This window comes from Singulisphaera sp. GP187 (genome assembly GCF_900129635.1).
Lineage (GTDB): Bacteria > Planctomycetota > Planctomycetia > Isosphaerales > Isosphaeraceae > Singulisphaera.
Genome location: NZ_FSRB01000001.1, coordinates 3,503,918 through 3,518,813, shown reverse-complemented (window position 1 = coordinate 3,518,813; position 14,896 = coordinate 3,503,918). Strand labels below are relative to the sequence as shown.

11 protein-coding genes and 1 riboswitch are annotated in these 14,896 nt (G+C 62.4%); of the genes, 3 read left to right on the top strand and 8 right to left on the bottom strand.

Annotation, left to right across the window (positions count from 1 at the left end; all coding sequences use genetic code 11):
* Positions 1-80: 80 nt before the first annotated feature.
* Positions 81-515: a hypothetical protein gene (locus tag BUS42_RS13755; protein WP_074307397.1), complete on the bottom strand. Its 435-nt coding sequence runs from the start codon at positions 513-515 to the stop codon at positions 81-83.
* A gap of 541 nt (positions 516-1,056) precedes the next feature.
* Here BUS42_RS13755 and BUS42_RS13750 point away from each other — a divergent pair.
* Complete coding sequence (locus tag BUS42_RS13750; RefSeq protein WP_083670192.1) at positions 1,057-2,730, top strand: hypothetical protein; 1,674 nt, start codon at positions 1,057-1,059, stop codon at positions 2,728-2,730.
* Positions 2,731-2,900: 170 nt separating this feature from the next.
* Positions 2,901-4,082: a tetratricopeptide repeat protein gene (locus tag BUS42_RS13745; protein WP_254053494.1), complete on the top strand. Its 1,182-nt coding sequence runs from the start codon at positions 2,901-2,903 to the stop codon at positions 4,080-4,082.
* Here the strand turns inward: BUS42_RS13745 and BUS42_RS13740 are convergent.
* The 6 genes from BUS42_RS13740 to BUS42_RS13710 form a co-directional block, all read right to left on the bottom strand.
* Positions 4,063-5,211 (bottom strand): aminotransferase class V-fold PLP-dependent enzyme, encoded by a 1,149-nt coding sequence (locus BUS42_RS13740; protein WP_074307395.1) that lies wholly within the window; start codon positions 5,209-5,211, stop codon positions 4,063-4,065. The genes BUS42_RS13745 and BUS42_RS13740 overlap by 20 nt on opposite strands.
* A 355-nt stretch (positions 5,212-5,566) precedes the next feature.
* Positions 5,567-6,613: a ThiF family adenylyltransferase gene (locus BUS42_RS13735; protein WP_074307394.1), complete on the bottom strand. Its 1,047-nt coding sequence runs from the start codon at positions 6,611-6,613 to the stop codon at positions 5,567-5,569.
* Positions 6,614-6,943: 330 nt separating this feature from the next.
* Positions 6,944-7,216: a MoaD family protein gene (locus BUS42_RS13730; protein ID WP_074307393.1), complete on the bottom strand. Its 273-nt coding sequence runs from the start codon at positions 7,214-7,216 to the stop codon at positions 6,944-6,946.
* Positions 7,217-7,360: 144 nt separating this feature from the next.
* Positions 7,361-8,629, bottom strand: a complete 1,269-nt coding sequence (gene thrC / locus BUS42_RS13725) for a threonine synthase (RefSeq protein ID WP_074307392.1) — start codon at positions 8,627-8,629, stop codon at positions 7,361-7,363.
* Between the two features lie 202 nt (positions 8,630-8,831).
* Positions 8,832-8,971, bottom strand: a riboswitch (SAM riboswitch).
* A gap of 928 nt (positions 8,972-9,899) precedes the next feature.
* On the bottom strand, positions 9,900-11,282 hold the full coding sequence (locus tag BUS42_RS13715) for an ankyrin repeat domain-containing protein (protein ID WP_074307390.1): 1,383 nt from the start codon (positions 11,280-11,282) through the stop codon (positions 9,900-9,902).
* A 233-nt stretch (positions 11,283-11,515) separates the two neighbouring features.
* Complete coding sequence (locus BUS42_RS13710) at positions 11,516-11,980, bottom strand: nuclear transport factor 2 family protein (protein ID WP_074307389.1); 465 nt, start codon at positions 11,978-11,980, stop codon at positions 11,516-11,518.
* Positions 11,981-12,690: 710 nt separating this feature from the next.
* Here BUS42_RS13710 and BUS42_RS13705 point away from each other — a divergent pair.
* Positions 12,691-13,425, top strand: a complete 735-nt coding sequence (locus tag BUS42_RS13705) for a class I SAM-dependent methyltransferase (protein WP_410001706.1) — start codon at positions 12,691-12,693, stop codon at positions 13,423-13,425.
* A gap of 414 nt (positions 13,426-13,839) precedes the next feature.
* On the opposite strand, the gene BUS42_RS13695 is transcribed toward BUS42_RS13705, so the two are convergent.
* On the bottom strand, positions 13,840-14,589 hold the full coding sequence (locus BUS42_RS13695; protein WP_074307387.1) for an ATP-grasp domain-containing protein: 750 nt from the start codon (positions 14,587-14,589) through the stop codon (positions 13,840-13,842).
* Positions 14,590-14,896: the final 307 nt, after the last annotated feature.

The window sequence follows — 14,896 nt, the reverse complement described above, 5'->3', positions numbered from 1 at the left end:
CGACCCGGTGCCCGCGTGGCCCCGGGTCGTTTTTTTTTTGGGGGGGGGGGGTTCTGTCGGATCATTCCGAGGGCGCGGCCTCAGGTGATCTTCGGTGGGGAGCCGTTTGACCCATCGGAGTAAGGCGTGGAGTCGTCGATCCCCGGGATCAGCTTGAGGGCAAGCATTTTACGGTAGCCGAGTTCGTTGGCGACCTTGAGCACTTCGCCGCAGGTGGGATACGAGCGGCCCGATTGCATCTTGAAGTGCTGCATCGCATTCATGAACTCGATCTCGTCGTCAGTATACTGCTTCTCGAAGGTGGTCGGATCGATCCGCCTTCGCCGTTCTTTCTTGACCCGTCCTTCGGGGGGACTGCTCGGAGGATTCGCCGTTGGCGTCGCGTGGGCCCCTGTCTTACGAGTGTGCTGCGGGGGGCCACTCCGACGGTCGTGCAGAATCGCGTCTTCCGGGATGGCGGGTGGATCGAATTTCTTCGCCGTGGACGGCGTCTTTTTCTTAGGGCGATCAGACATGACCAATTCTCTGTTCTCCCCTGACTGAGGCGGGGTCGTTTCGATCGCTCGGAGGCGACTCGCCGAGTGAAGCTGATTTCGAGGAATCGCCGTCTGTTTGGAATCGATGGACCCTATCCTTCAGCCGTCGCACCCTCACGCCGAGTGATGGATCGGGATTTGCTCTAACTGTTGATAGAACATCCCTCTAAGGCTGTCAAAAGCGATCGCGGTTCGGCACGTTGACAATCGGCATCGTGGTGGTGGCGACGGGCCGCTGGCCGATTTCGGGCCACCCCGATTTGGAGCAGGGGATGACTTGTGCCTCAAGGTGTTCTATGTGGCATAATAAGAGAAACCGTAGGAGAACGGTCGCAACCTTGCTCTCGACTTGATTTTGGTCCCGCCGGCGCTCGGTGAGCCTTCATCGATCCGGCTGGTCCTCCGTGGTGGAATCGAATCCGATTTGCTGAGTCACGGTCGTTCTCTTTTGATGACAATGACGCATCCCCACGCTCGTACCGGACGTAAGGCCGGGATCCCCTTCTGGAGACGAACAATCATGTCCCAAACCGCGAGGATGTGGAGAGGTCTCGGGCCGTTGACATTGAGCGGCCTGCTCTTAACCGGTGTCTCGTCACGAGCCGCCGACACGCCGCCGTTGCCGAAGCAGCTCACCGAGCTCGGCCGACAGGCATTGGCGCAGGGTGCGTCCGAGCAGGCGAAGTCCTTCTACCGCAAGGCGCTTGAACTCGACCCCCGCAACGACCAAGCCAAGCGGGCATTGGCCCGGATCCAGGTCGCATTCCAGGCCCCGCCGGACGCGCCGCCCGCTGAGGCCCCCCCTGCCATTTCCGCCGAGGCCCCGCCCCCCGCGCCGGTTCCAGCAGGCACCGAGGCCGCCGCTGATCGCCAGCCCCAGGCCACGCTCGAAGAAGCGGCCCGCGTTGCCGACGTCGTTCGCCAGCAGCTCGTCGCCGACATCAATCAGCGGCTTCAGGCCGCTCGCGAGCTGGTCAATGGCGGACAACCCGAGGCCGCGCTCACCACGCTTCGCCTGGCACAGACTGTGGCACGAGCGGCCACCGACGTCCCCGAATCGGTCCGCAACGACCTCGATCGACGGATCCAGTCGCAGATCCTCTCCACCGTCCGCGCCGAAGAGCGGATCGTCCAGGAGCAGGCCGAGCGGCTCCGCCGTGAGGCCTCCGCCGACCAGCGGATCCGGGCGCTCGACCTCGTCGAACGCAATCAGGCGACCGTCAGCGTGATGATGGTCCAGTTCGACAGCCTGATGGCCCAGGGGACGTATAATATCCTCTACAATGGTGGCATGGGTGACATCGGGATCGCCACCGCTCCGTTCTACGAGGCGCGGATGCTCGCCCAGAAGGCCCGGGCCTTGGTCCCCAACGATCCGACCCCCCGCGCCGGCGTGATGGTGGCCGAGATGGTGGGCTTCCTCGCCCAGGAGCTGGCGTTTGAGCAGCTCAAAGAGTTCCGCTTCATGCTCTCGCTCCAGGACGTCGATCGCGCGGCGGTGCCGTTCCCCGATACGATTACGCTCGAGTATCCCGACGCCAACCAGTGGCGTACCTTGTCGGAAAAGCGAATCCGTCGCTACGGCCGCGCGGTCGACTTGCTCGATCGCGACGTGAAAACCAAGTCGATTCTGGCCAAGTTGGATGATCCGATCTCGATGTCGTTCGGCAACGAAACGCCGCTCGAAGACGTCCTGAAGTACATCAAGAGCGCGACCACGGGCGCCAACGACAACGGGATCCCGATCTACGTCGACCCGGTCGGCCTCCAAGAGGCTGAGAAGACGATGACCTCGCCCGTGACGTTGGACCTGGAGGGGGTGCCGCTCAAGACCACCCTTCGGCTGATGCTCAAGCAACTCGGCCTGACCTACACGGTGAAGGACGGCTTGCTGACGATCACGAACGAAGACTCCGAAGACCAGCCGACCGAAATCCGCGTCTACCCGGTGGCCGACCTGGCGATCATCCCGCTCTCGCTCATGGGTGGCGGTATGGGCGGTGGTATGGGCGGCGGCATGGGCGGTATGGGCGGTGGTATGGGCGGCGGCATGATGGGCGGTATGGGCGGTGGTATGGGCGGCGGCATGGGCGGTGGTATGGGTGGCATGGGCGGCATGATGTCCGTCCCCGCGACCGATCCCGCGCAGTCGGCTGACTCGGCCGGTGCCTTCTCGCAAAAAAAAAGCAGCTAATTGAGGCGGCCCAGCCCGCTCCCTCAACGGTTCAACCTTCCCGGGACCAGCGTGGCGTCAAGTCACCTGGTCCCGGTGGCGTTTCCTCCCCGCGCACTTCGTCGGGGAAGCCTAATCGCGATGCCCCGCTGACGATCGCCCCCGCTCAGCCTTCGGCGGCCCCTGCCGGTTTGATCCCGATCGCCCCCGCGGCCAAGGGGAGCGTGAAAACCCAGAAGAAGTCGGCGAGCACGTTTCAATATTGGAAAAACTACTATCGAACGCATCGCGAAACGTCCAACGATCTCAAGGAGAAGGTTACGCTTCTCAACTTCAACCAGAAGAGTCAGGACGTCGAGGCGGTTCTCAGGGGCTTCTTGGCCTACCACAGCAAGGATGCCGAGCCCTGGATGTATGAGGCGCTCGCCCTCGCGATCAAGATGAACAAGGGGCCTGAAAAGGACTTCAAAACCTCCCTGGGGTATGCGGCCGACATGGCGCAACGGAGCCACAACCCGAACCACCTCGTGAGCGTGGCCGATATGATGCTCTTGAACGGCGAATACGACCGGGTCGGAACGCTCCTGGACGAAGCGGCCGAGAAGATCCCCCACCGGTCCGAACCCTTGATCATGATGATCAACCTGGCTCAGAAGACGAAGGATCCGGAACGGATGGCGATGGCCATCGAAAAACTCTTCTCCCTGGGCTGGCCCGGCTTCGATGAGAAGGTGCGTCGCGAGGCCCGACAACAGGCGGAGACCCTGGCCAAGAGCCTGCGGGAGGAGGGACGAACCCCCGAGTCTGAGACCCTCTTGACGCGTGTGACCGAGGCCGAGTTCCGCGACGTCTTCGTCAGGCTGACCTGGACCGGTGATGCTAGCCTCGGCCTGATGGTGGAAGAACCACTCGGCGCCACCGCTCGCGACGTTGCGCCTCGAACCGTCTTCGGGGGCGCAATCATCAAGGGAGGCTATGGCTTACATCCGGAGAGCGTTTACGTCTGTCCGCGCGGCTTCGACGGCGATTACACGATCCGGATCGAGACGATCTATAACAACCCCGACAAGCCCGCCCTCGAGGCGACCCTCGAAATGATCACCCACGAGGGGACTGCCGACGAGAAGAAGGAGACCAAGACGATCCGGGTCAGCAAGACGCCGGACCCGGTGGTCGTCCACTTGAAGGGAGGGCATCGCAAAAACGTAATGCCGTTCCTCGCTCCCCCGACGTTGCCCCCGGCCGATCAAACCAAGGGAACGTCGAAAGATTCCGATAAGCCGAGCGGCGCGACCCGCCCGGCGCCGGAAACCTCGAAGGCGATCGAGGTCGAGCCGGCGCGGCCGGCTGAGGTCAAAGAACGCCCGCGGTGATCTCGGTCAGGGCGTTCAGGAACGTGGCGATCTCCTCGTCCGTGGTGAACGGACCGGGGCTGACACGGAGGGTACCGTCCGGGAAGGTGCCCAGGGCTCGGTGGATGTAAGGAGCACAGTGCAGGCCGGGCCGCACGGCGATCTCGAAGCTGGTGTCGAGGATCGAGCCGAGGTCTTGGGGGGTGAGTGCCTCGGGAACGACGAGCGAAAGGGCTCCGACATGCGACGCCGGGTCCCACCGCCCGGTGATTCGCCAGCCTTCGGTCCCCTCGGCCCAATCGACGACGCGTTGGAGCAACGCGACCTCATGGCGGCGGATCTCCTCGACCCCGCGCTTGGCGACCCAGGCGAGGCCCGCGGCGAGGCCCGCAACGCCGAGCACGTTGGGCGTTCCCCCTTCGAGCAGGTAGGGGAGGACGCTCGGCTGGGTCTCGCTCGACGAATCACCGCCGGTCCCCCCCTCGCGCCAGGCACGAGGGTTGGCTCGCGGCCCGACGTAGAGGGCCCCCGTGCCCGTCGGTCCGTAGAGCGACTTGTGCCCGGGAAAGGCGAGAAAGTCGATCGGTGTGGCCCGCAGGTCGATCGCGACCACGCCGGCCGACTGCGCGGCGTCGACCAGGAACAGGGCGTTCGCCTCGCGGACGATCGGGGCGATCGCTTCGATCGGCTGGACGGTTCCCAGGACGTTGGACGCATGGGTCAAGGCCACCAGCGCCGTCTTCGGCGTCAGCGCCTTGCGAACGGCCTCCGGATCGAGATAGCCGCCTTCCGAAGCGAGCCGGGTCAGGGTGATCACTCCGGCCTTCTCGAGCGCACACAACGGCCGGCTGATCGAGTTATGCTCCAGATCCGACGTGATGACATGATCGCCCGGCTTCACGCTCCCTTTGATCGCCAGGTTCAGCCCATCGGTACAGTTGAGCGTGAAGATCCAGCGGTCGGGGCTTTCGCCTCGAAAGAACTGGTTGAGGGCGTGCCGCGTGTCATCCAACGTGCGCTCGGCGGCGACGGCCATCCGGTGCCCGGCCCGCCCGGGGTTGGCCAGGTTCGTCCGAGCGAACGTGTCGAGAGCCTGGTAGACCGGCTCGGGCTTCGGAAAACTGGTGGCGGCGTTGTCGAGGTAGATCATGATCGGATCCGATCTCAGGAGGGCTTTCACCACAGAGACATTTTTGGCGTCAAAAGAATGATTGGTTGAAGCGACTCGGGATGGTCAGGGAAAGTACGACTGCGAGGCCTTGCCAAGGGGCAGGGTCGCCGTGGCTCCGATGGGCGGCCGAGCCTAGCTAGGGGGCAGAACGTATTATGAAAAAAATGATCTTATGTGTGTGTTACAGCCCTGGAGGGGCGGCCGTTCTTAGCCAGGGGCGCAAGCCCCTGGGAAATACTCGACATGTTTGCACGTTGCTGCCCCGGAGAGGCGACCGTCAGGACCCAGCACCGGCCTTGTGACGGTCGCGTTCTCCTGGGTTGGTCCGGAAGTGTCAGCTCCCGACGAACTGGGCATAAAGCGAACGCGCCTTGGCGATATCGTTGGTTCCCTTGATGATGGCCCGGCCGTCGGGGAAGACGGTGAATTCATGGCCCTCGGTGGCGAACCGGAGCATGAATGCGTTGTGCCGGATCTCGCCCAGGGCGGCGAGTCGCGTCGCCATCTCGGCGAAGTTCAGGGGCTCCGAGCGGCGGGTGGCGATCTGCACGGCGTTGCGCCCGCAGAGGGTCGTCGTGTGCGAGCCGAGCGCACCGTCGAGCCACTCGAACTTGCGCTGATTGCAACAGGGACAGTCGACCTTGCCCAGCAGGCCGGCCACCTTGAGGCGGCGGAACGACCACTCCCAGAGGTCGACCATGATCAGCTCGGTATTGAGTGCATCGTGCGCTCCGCTGAGCAGCTTGATCGCTTCGACGGCCTCGAACGAGGCGATCACGGCGACCGCCGGACCGAGCACGCCGGCCGTCTCGCAGGTGGGCGTCATGCCGGGCGGCGGGCTGGTTTCGATCAGGCAACGGATGCAAGGGGTCTTGCCCGGGATGACCGTCATGGTCTGGCCTTCGCTGCCGATCACGCCGCCGAAGATCCAGGGCTTGTTGAGTTTGACCGCCGCGTCGTTGATCAGGTAGCGGGTCTCGAAGTTATCGGTGCCGTCGAGGATCAGGTCGGCATCGCCCACCAGGTCGAGGATGTTGGTGTGGTCGATGTCGGTGACGACCGGCTCGATCGTGACTGCGCTGTTGATTTGACGCAGCTTACGCGCGGCCGCTTCGGCCTTGGGCAGGTTGTCGGCCACGTCCTGTTCGTCGAAGAGGATTTGCCGCTGGAGATTGTGCGTCTCGATGAAGTCGCGATCGACGATCCGGATATGGCCCACCCCCGCACGAACGAGGTGGTTGGCCAGGACGGTGCCGAGGGCGCCACAGCCACAGATCGTGACCCGGCTCGCCATCAGCTTGCGTTGTCCCGCCTCACCGAGCGCGGGGAAACGGACCTGACGGCTATAGCGATCGAGCGGGTCGGCTACGTCGGAAGACATTGGGAAATTCCTGGTCGCGGTCGTCCGCTAAAGGGGGGCGCGCTCTTGAAGAGATGGAACGATGACAATTCGCTGTCGCGTTCACTGCCCCAGGATACGGCCTTGGTCAAGAACGCGAACCCAGAGGCCGGGAGCTCACGAGTCCGCTGAGGATGGCGTGTCGAAGTACTTCGCCTCGCCTGGTCCGGAGAGCAGGGCAGGGTGGGCCATCCGGGCTCATCCCCCATCGTCGATCCGTGTGGGAGTCTCGAGGAAGGGGATGTGGCCCGAATCGAACCGAACCGAATCGAATCGGCGGCTGCCGCTGAGTATTCGGCCGAAGCCGATTGCTCAGCCGCCCGCGACCGCCGGGATGATGTCGACGACGTCTTTTTCGACGACGGGGGTGGCCAGGTCGTCGAGGTAACGGATGTCTTCGTTATTCACGTAGACGTTGACGTATTGCTGAAGCGCCCCGGTGCCGTCAAAGATCCGTTTCTGGAATTCGGGATACCGCGATCCGAGGTCGCTGAGGACTTCTGCCACGGTCGTTCCCTGGGCTTCGATCCGGGCTTGGCCGCCGGTGTGAGGACGCAACGGAGTGGGGATCGTAACGACCGACATAGTTCCTATCCTTCGCTTCTGAAATAAAGGCGTTGAGGCACGGCGGACATTCAAGTGAGGGCGAACGGCGTCCGTCATCCCGCGTGGGATGACGGACGACCTTCCTCATTCTACGGAGGGTGTCGAGCGGCGGCTGAGGTCAGGTCAGGCCTCGGTGGTGACCAGCTCCGGCGACTCGGCCCCGACCAGGGCCTCGAATTCCGCCAGGCTCGGCTTGATGACGACCGGGCGGGCGATCTTGTCGATCAGGGCCTCTTGCGTCTTGAGGCCGTTGCCCGTGATGCAGAGCACGGTCGAGGCGTCGCGGTCGATCTTGCCTTGGGCGATCAGCTTTCGGGCCACGGCGACGGTTACACCGCCGGCGGTCTCGGCCCAGATCCCCTCGGTCTCGGCCAGGAGCCGCATCGAGTCGACGATCGCGTCGTCATCGACGTCTTCGCTCCAGCCGCCGGTGTCGCGGATCAACTGCGAGGCGAAGTAGCCGTCGGCCGGGTCGCCGATCGCGAGGCTCTTGGCGATTGTGTCCGGGTTGCGGACCGGCTTGACCCGGAGTGCGTCGGTCTTGACCGTGTTCGCGATCGGGTTGCAGCCGGTGGCTTGCGCTCCGTACATCTTGGTGTTGACCGGCCCCGAGACCAGGCCGAGTCGCTCGAGTTCCTTGAACGACTTAAAGATCTTGCCGATCAGGCTGCCGCCGGCCATCGGCACGACGACCTGGTCAGGGATCCGCCAGCCCATATCCTCGGCGATCTCGAAGCCCATCGACTTCGACCCCTCGGCGTAGAACGGGCGGAGGTTGACGTTGACGAACCCCCAGCCGAACCGAAAGGCGATCTGCGAGCAGAGGCGGTTGACGTGGTCGTAATTCCCTTGGATCGCGATCACCTTGGCCCCGTAGATCGTGGCGCCGAGGACTTTGCCCTGCTCGAGGTTGTCGGGGATCAGGACGTAGGCATTCAATCCCGCGGCGGCCGCATTGGCCGCGACGCTGCCGGCCAGGTTGCCCGTCGAGGCGCATCCGACCGTCTCAAACCCAAGCTCGACCGCCTTCGACAACGCGACGGCGACGACGCGGTCTTTGAACGAGAGCGAAGGGTGGTTGACGGCGTCATTCTTGATATAGAGCTCGCGGAGCCCGAGCGCCTTGGCGAGGCGGTCGGCCCGGATCAAGGGGGTGCCGCCCACGTGTCGGCCGACGGTCGGCTCGCCGTCCACGGGGAGCAGCTCGCGATAGCGCCACATCGTCCTGGGGCGTGATTCAATCGCCTGCCTGGTGAAGGACTTCGCGACCGCTTCGTAGTTGTACGCGACTTCGAGCGGGCCGAAGTCCTCGGTACAGAAGTTGAGAGCTTCCTTGGGGTAGACCTTACCGCAGAGACGACACTTCAGCCCGCTGACGAATTCTCCAGACACCGGCGATTCTCCTGTAACTCCGGCCCGACTCGCGGTCAGGCGAGTCCAAATAAGGACGGAGAGTCGAGGACGAACGACCCCTCAAATAAAGCGAGTGGGCGTCCCGGTGCGCGGCATCCAGAGTCACTGAAGAGAAGATGGAAGTGAGGATAAGGCAGGTCGTTGGCGAGAGACGTGGCTAGGCACGCCATCACCGAAGACTATCTTATCTGTCCCATCTGCGAGTCGAACCGTTTCCGGCTCGGACCACGCTGGGGCAGGAGTTAGCACCAGCATCCACCAATTGGTAGACCGGTTGCTGTGGCGTCGCAGGGCCCGTCCCTCAGCCACTCTGGATAAGATGCGCACCAAATTGTGAATGATGAACTCTACAAGGCAAACCCGCATCTCGTCAAGCGAAAACCGGTTGGCCCCCGCCGCTTTTTTTTCTAGGATGGGGAGAGCGGGTCAAGGGTTCCCGACCTGGGCCGCGGTCCCTCCCAAGGAGAGCGGCTGGGAGGGGCGTGGCCCTGGACTGCGTCCTCACCGCGGGAAGACAGGGAGCGGATCGCTCCCTGTCCCTCCATTTCAATGCCGATCCCTGGTGTTCCCTGGGACCGCGGGCATCCCGCCCGCATCCGGTCCGAAGCCAACCCCCACTCACTGTACCAAGCATCTGGAAACTGAAAAATTTGCATTTGTGCAAGTTCTTGAGCCGCTTCAGGATGGTTGTCGATCCAACTCAGGACGTTCGTGGCCACGAGACGTGAGATGATATCCGGCAGCTCCGAGCTTCCAATCCGCGTTTTAATGCAGCCTCCCCAGACCACATTCGGGTAAATGACCGACATCAGGGCGACGATCACGTTCCGTCCGCGTTTCGGGCTGCGGCGGAGCTTGAGTTTCTCGTGAATCTGGCCAAAGGCATCTTTTGAACAACCCGAAAAGGCCATCGTCAACGTCCATAAGAGGGCGTTTTCGGATGGCCTCAACGGTCATTAAATCCGTGGGATCGGTCGCTTCGGCCATGCGCGTTCACGACGTCGTCGTGCCTCGATCGTTTCGTTTCAGGAGAATTTGGACGTGCGGCGGATGATAATATTTCAGAATAAAACTAGAAAATGATTGCATGATTTTATGTTGTTTTGCACGAGAGACGGGTCCTTGGTGACCAGTCGTGCGATCGCTTCCAGATCACCGGTGACCGCCCCGCGGAAGAGATCCGATGCCTCCGAACCGATCCCGGTCGACCACTTCCACAATTCGTTTCGCTTGAGTTCGTCGGGTTGGATCACGGTTGGTGTGCTCCATGGGATTCGAGCAGGGCATCGACTTCGGGATAGCCCGATGGGTAGGCAACCCCTGCCACCGATGCACCCGCACGCAGCAGCGTGGCGACCGACTCGGGCGAGCGCCGATGCGTCCAGTGCGAGTCGACACACGCTTTCACGGCGAGCGCGAGTGCGGTGTGACCGTCACCGTCCGGTGCATCAACCGTCGCACCTCGGCCGATCAAGAACGTCACGGTGTCGTGCCGAGCCCTCCACGCGGCCACGTGAAGCGCCGTGCTGTTCGGCGCGACACCGAAGTAGCCGTCGCCCGGCGCGTGCAATGTGCTGATACCAACACCCAGGTCGAGGAGCCTTCGAACGCCTTCGGTGTTCCCGTTGCCGGCGAACTCCGCGACCACCTCGCCCCCCTCGGCGATCAACTCGCTGACGAGGTTTGGTTCCTCATTCGTGAGCGAACGGATGGCGTCGTCGTCGCTTCGGGCACATGCCGCAATCAGGCGATCGACGCCGTGCAGTTCGATCGGAATGCGTCGTCGTTCCAAGAGGTCGAGCACATCAGCCCGGCCTCTTCGCGCCGCGAGAGCCACCGATGATCGGGATGGCCCTCGGCGGCCGTGCCCCGAGTCTCCGCGGATCGCCGGGTCGGCTCCGTGATCGAGCAACACTTCAATGATCTCGAGTGCGTTGTCGCTGAGGAGGGCGTTGTGCAACGCCGTCTTGCCCCAGTGCGTCAGTCGGTTTGGCGCGACGCCCTGCTCGAGGAGCCACTGGATCGCCTCGAAGTGGTGGCAGTCCGTTTTGCGAAGGAGGAGGGTGGCGAGGCTTTCGTCGTTGAGTCTACCGCTCTCGACCAGGGCTTTCAGCACGCCCATCTCATCGCTCTCGGGCGCGTGATACGGAGTCTCGCCGTCGTTGGGATCGGCACCACGCTCGAGGAGGAGGCGTGTCAGCCCCTCGTGGTGGGCGACCCCCGCCGCGCCGTAGAGGACGCTTTCCCACTCGGGCTTGGGCTGTTCGTGGCGTGCGAACCAGCCGCTGTTCGGGCTGGCGCCGGCATCGAGCAGCGCGGTCGCCGTCTGCACGAACCCGTCCGAACGCGCGGCGTCGAGTCGGAGATAGCGCGAGAAACAAAGGTACGTCAACGGATCCCAACCGCGCGGGCCCCCCTTCGCCGTGGCGTTGCCGCGATCGATTGCGAGAAACCTGCGCACGGTGGCGACTTCCCCAAGCACGGCCGCGGCGAAGATGTTGTGGCCCGCGACTTCGGGCTGTGCGCTCAGAATCGCTTGGGCCTCGTCGAGAGTTCCCGAAGTGTGGCCGCAGTCGAGCGGAGCGCATGCTGCCTCAATAAATGCCGCCACGGAATCGTCGATTCCGGTCATCCGGTTTCCCCTCCTTTTTTAAGATTGGTATGCGTAGGATAAACCCTGTCCTGGGGTCGTTCCAGAACCAATCCGCGAGGAACGCTGGGGACGAAACCACCTTGTCGTGAGGGTGGGAATGGACCCGAAATCGGGCGCCGGGTGAGTTGTGACGAAGCTCGTTTTCTGAGCGTCAATGGGATCGGGAGACGAAGTGGATCTGTCAGGCCGGGTGCCTTGATGCGCTTGGATGATCAGCTTTGTGTGTCAGTGACGAGTTGACGCATGCGGATGAGCTTTCCATCGCGGAAGGTATGAAACTGCACCCATTGGATGTCGTATCTCTGGCCGGTCACAAGATTTCGGCCCCGTTCGCACCCCGCAGCGACCACGGTGTCCCCTTGGGCGACAACCGACTGCAAAACGGGTTGCTGCTCCTCCACCATCGCGTAGTTGTTCCGGACTGCCTCGGCCACCTTCTGACGGCTCTGCCAAGAGCCGAGATAGGGTACGGTCGATGTTCCGAGGATCTCGATGCCGACGTCTTCGGCCAGCATGTTCACAAAAGCCGTAAAATTCCCCTGTGCAATCGCTCGATACAAGGACTGGAGAACCAACACGTTGCCGGCCTCGACTTTCTTGTCCATCACTTTCGGATCACCCTCACTGAAGGCATCCGGAAACCGATCGATGAAAGCCGTAACGATGGCATCGCTCATGATTCGATTTCTCCTCGGCTCATGTCTTCGATGGGTCGGATTCACGTGTTTTAACGTGACATGCTTGTAGGGTGCAATCCAAAAACTTGCGATACTCGTTAGTATGATTCAGGACGGTAAGAGGTGAGGGACGCTTCCGTCCACCTCCCTGGGGCACTCCGCGATCGCGGTTTACCTCTGGGATACCGATTCGGCGAGACTGTCGCCACGTTACCGGGTGCCCCGGATCCACCAACCCGGTGCCTTTGCTCCAGTGTCGACCTGTGAGTCTGTCGCAAGGAAACCGGGCCGCCTGTCTGCCCCGGAGGCCGAAATTCGCGGGAGAAACGAGATCCCGGTATCCTTGCTACAGCCTCCAATGAAGCGGGAATTCCTCGCCTCACCTCATCGCGGCGGGTTGCGGGCTGAACGCAACTCGTTGTGTCCTAAGGCGATACTTGCTGGCTAGGAATGGAATTGCACGATGCTCAAAGAATCCATGGCAGATCGCCAACTTGGCTGGCGGAAGCGGGAGGTTAGGATCTTGCATGGATGCGCAGGATATGTAATAAAGGGACTCCCTCTCTCACGGGGGAGAACCATGTCGAGAGCTCAAGCTTCTTGCAGAACCATTCTTAAGGTGGTTTCCGGCATGGTGTTGACAACGTGCAACGGAATGGATTCACACCATCGAGACGAGTAAGATGATGGAACGTCAGACATCCTCACTAATCCGGAAGCTCATCCGTCGCTCAGGCTTAGAGATCTCTTGGGCGGATCGCTCCCGACACTGCTTTCACTCTAGCGGTTACCTCCGCCATAATGCTCGACGTCTCGAGCACCTCGCCAGCCTGCTGCTGCCAGTGGGTGGGAAGTCGGTACTCGAGGTGGGCGCAGGTATTGGGGATCACTCGAATTATTTTCTGGACCGAGACTGCCAGGTCACGATCACCGAGGCACGCGACGAGAACCTCCGGCACCTGAAAAATCGGTTTCCGGAATCCGATGTTCGCTTCCTCGACATGGAAGATCCGAAATTAGACTTACCGCCGTTTGAAGTTGTCCACTGCTACGGGTTGCTCTACCACCTCGCGGACCCGGTGCGTGCGATCGAGTTCTTGGCCGAAAAATGTTCCGGGATGCTCCTCCTGGAAACGTGTGTCTCCTTCGGTGATCTGGCTGAGATCCGCCGCGTCTCGGAAAGTCGCCGCGATCCGACGCAGGCGGTTTCGGGTACCGGTTGCCGACCCACCCGGCGCTGGCTGTTCGAGAAGTTGACAAGTCTTTTTCCGCATGTCTACGTCCCGACCACGCAGCCGAACCACGAAGAATTTCCGCTCGACTGGACCTCTCCGGAAACGTTCCCGTCCGGACCGAGCCGAGCGGTCTTCGTGGCCTCCCGCCAGGCGATCGCGAGTGACGTCCTCAGCACGACCCTCATGGATCGGCAGACCAGGCACCCTTGATCTTGCCGGTATGCTGAATCGATAAAGCATTGGTTGATAAGAGAAATGGTTGTGTTTCATGGGTTCCGGATTCGGAGCCCGTGAAATACCAGCCCGTTCCTCTCCAGGTAGGTCATGATGGCCGGGACCTGGAGATCGACCCCCGTCGTTGCCTCGGCGTGTGGATTCCGCAGCCGTTTGGCGATGCGGACCTGTTCTTCAATGTCTTCAGAGTGGGCGGCGATGTGCTCTGCGTAACGCTTGTCTCGATCGACTCGATTGCCTCGGCTTGCGGGATGGACTCGCCTCTGATGACGTAGCCGATCTCCCGGTTGTCCTCGCCATACTCGCCGTCCCACTCCTTCGGGCGGGTTTTCCGTTACTGGAGCCCGCCGGCCCGCCCCATTATCGTTTCGACCACCCACGAGGGCATCGTCACAATCCACATGTGCCTGGATTGACGACGGTTGCCGCCTGCAGAACCTCCAGCACGTCCCGTGGGTCGCAGCCGTAGATTCCCGCCCCCGACGCTTCGTTGGCCTCGACGACCGCAGGGCCGACGCCTCGGATGACCCCAGCGTCGAGGACCAGTGCGGGCGGGAGATCCACGCGGGGGTCGGCGAGCAGTCGGTCCATCAGGCCCCTCGTCGTCGCCGCCAACTCGGGCTCGATGACCCATTCGTCGCCGCCCCTGGCCAAGACTCCGTCCAGCCAGTAGGGGGACCAGGCGTGAATCCGACGGTCCCGCACGAAAAAGCGGAACTCGGCGATCCATTCGACCGGCTCGGAAGCCAGAACCGGGTCGTCGTCGGGCATCTCGGTCAATTCGGAGCCGCTGGCGTAGACCTTGGCCGGGAACGACTTCTGGTTGGGCGGCTTGAGGAACACCGGGCCGGGGAGTGTCCGGGCCTCTGCGGCGGTCATCAAGCGTACCGCTCTTCCGACGTACTCCCGAGGCAGCTTGATGAGAAAGTCTTCCGGCGGCTCGATCACTGACAGCCCAAGCGACTCGGCGACCGCCGTGTTGAACAGCGGTTCGGCGAAGAGGACCGGCTCCTCGGGCTCGAAGTCCTCGGGGCACCGCCAACTCGCCAGCCGCATCACGTCCCAGCCGAGGGCGATGGCCGCTCGCCGCAGCTTGATCGAGTCGTCGGAATATCGTGGTGAGAGGATCAGCGTCGGCATTAGCACTCCGATTGGCTCGATCCCGTTTGACTCGTCGGCGTGGCAGCAGGGGATCCCACAATGATGGACCCACACGATCGGTCCAGAGTTCGCATTGGGACTCAGAGAATCGCATCCGAAATCGCGTTTCCTGAGATACCCAGACGCGAGGCTGCCGCGACATTGGAAGGGACTTTGTCCACTGGAGGTTGAGTCGATGTTTGCTCTGTGGCGGAATGCTGCGGACAATCCCGCAACCTGCCTCGGTGAATCGTGTAAGCGGGCTTGCGATGGATCGCTCGATTTGAGGAAGATGCGCGATGATCCA

Excerpts from the sequence above, each read along its gene's own strand:
- BUS42_RS13755 (WP_074307397.1), bottom strand. The coding sequence starts at position 515 with ATGTCTGATCGCCCTAAGAAAAAGACGCCGTCCACGGCGAAGAAATTC.
- BUS42_RS13750 (WP_083670192.1), top strand. The coding sequence starts at position 1,057 with ATGTCCCAAACCGCGAGGATGTGGAGAGGTCTCGGGCCGTTGACATTG.
- BUS42_RS13740 (WP_074307395.1), bottom strand. The coding sequence starts at position 5,211 with ATGATCTACCTCGACAACGCCGCCACCAGTTTTCCGAAGCCCGAGCCG.
- BUS42_RS13735 (WP_074307394.1), bottom strand. The coding sequence starts at position 6,613 with ATGTCTTCCGACGTAGCCGACCCGCTCGATCGCTATAGCCGTCAGGTC.
- BUS42_RS13730 (WP_074307393.1), bottom strand. The coding sequence starts at position 7,216 with ATGTCGGTCGTTACGATCCCCACTCCGTTGCGTCCTCACACCGGCGGC.
- BUS42_RS13715 (WP_074307390.1), bottom strand. The coding sequence starts at position 11,282 with ATGACCGGAATCGACGATTCCGTGGCGGCATTTATTGAGGCAGCATGC.
- BUS42_RS13710 (WP_074307389.1), bottom strand. The coding sequence starts at position 11,980 with ATGAGCGATGCCATCGTTACGGCTTTCATCGATCGGTTTCCGGATGCC.
- BUS42_RS13695 (WP_074307387.1), bottom strand. The coding sequence starts at position 14,589 with ATGCCGACGCTGATCCTCTCACCACGATATTCCGACGACTCGATCAAG.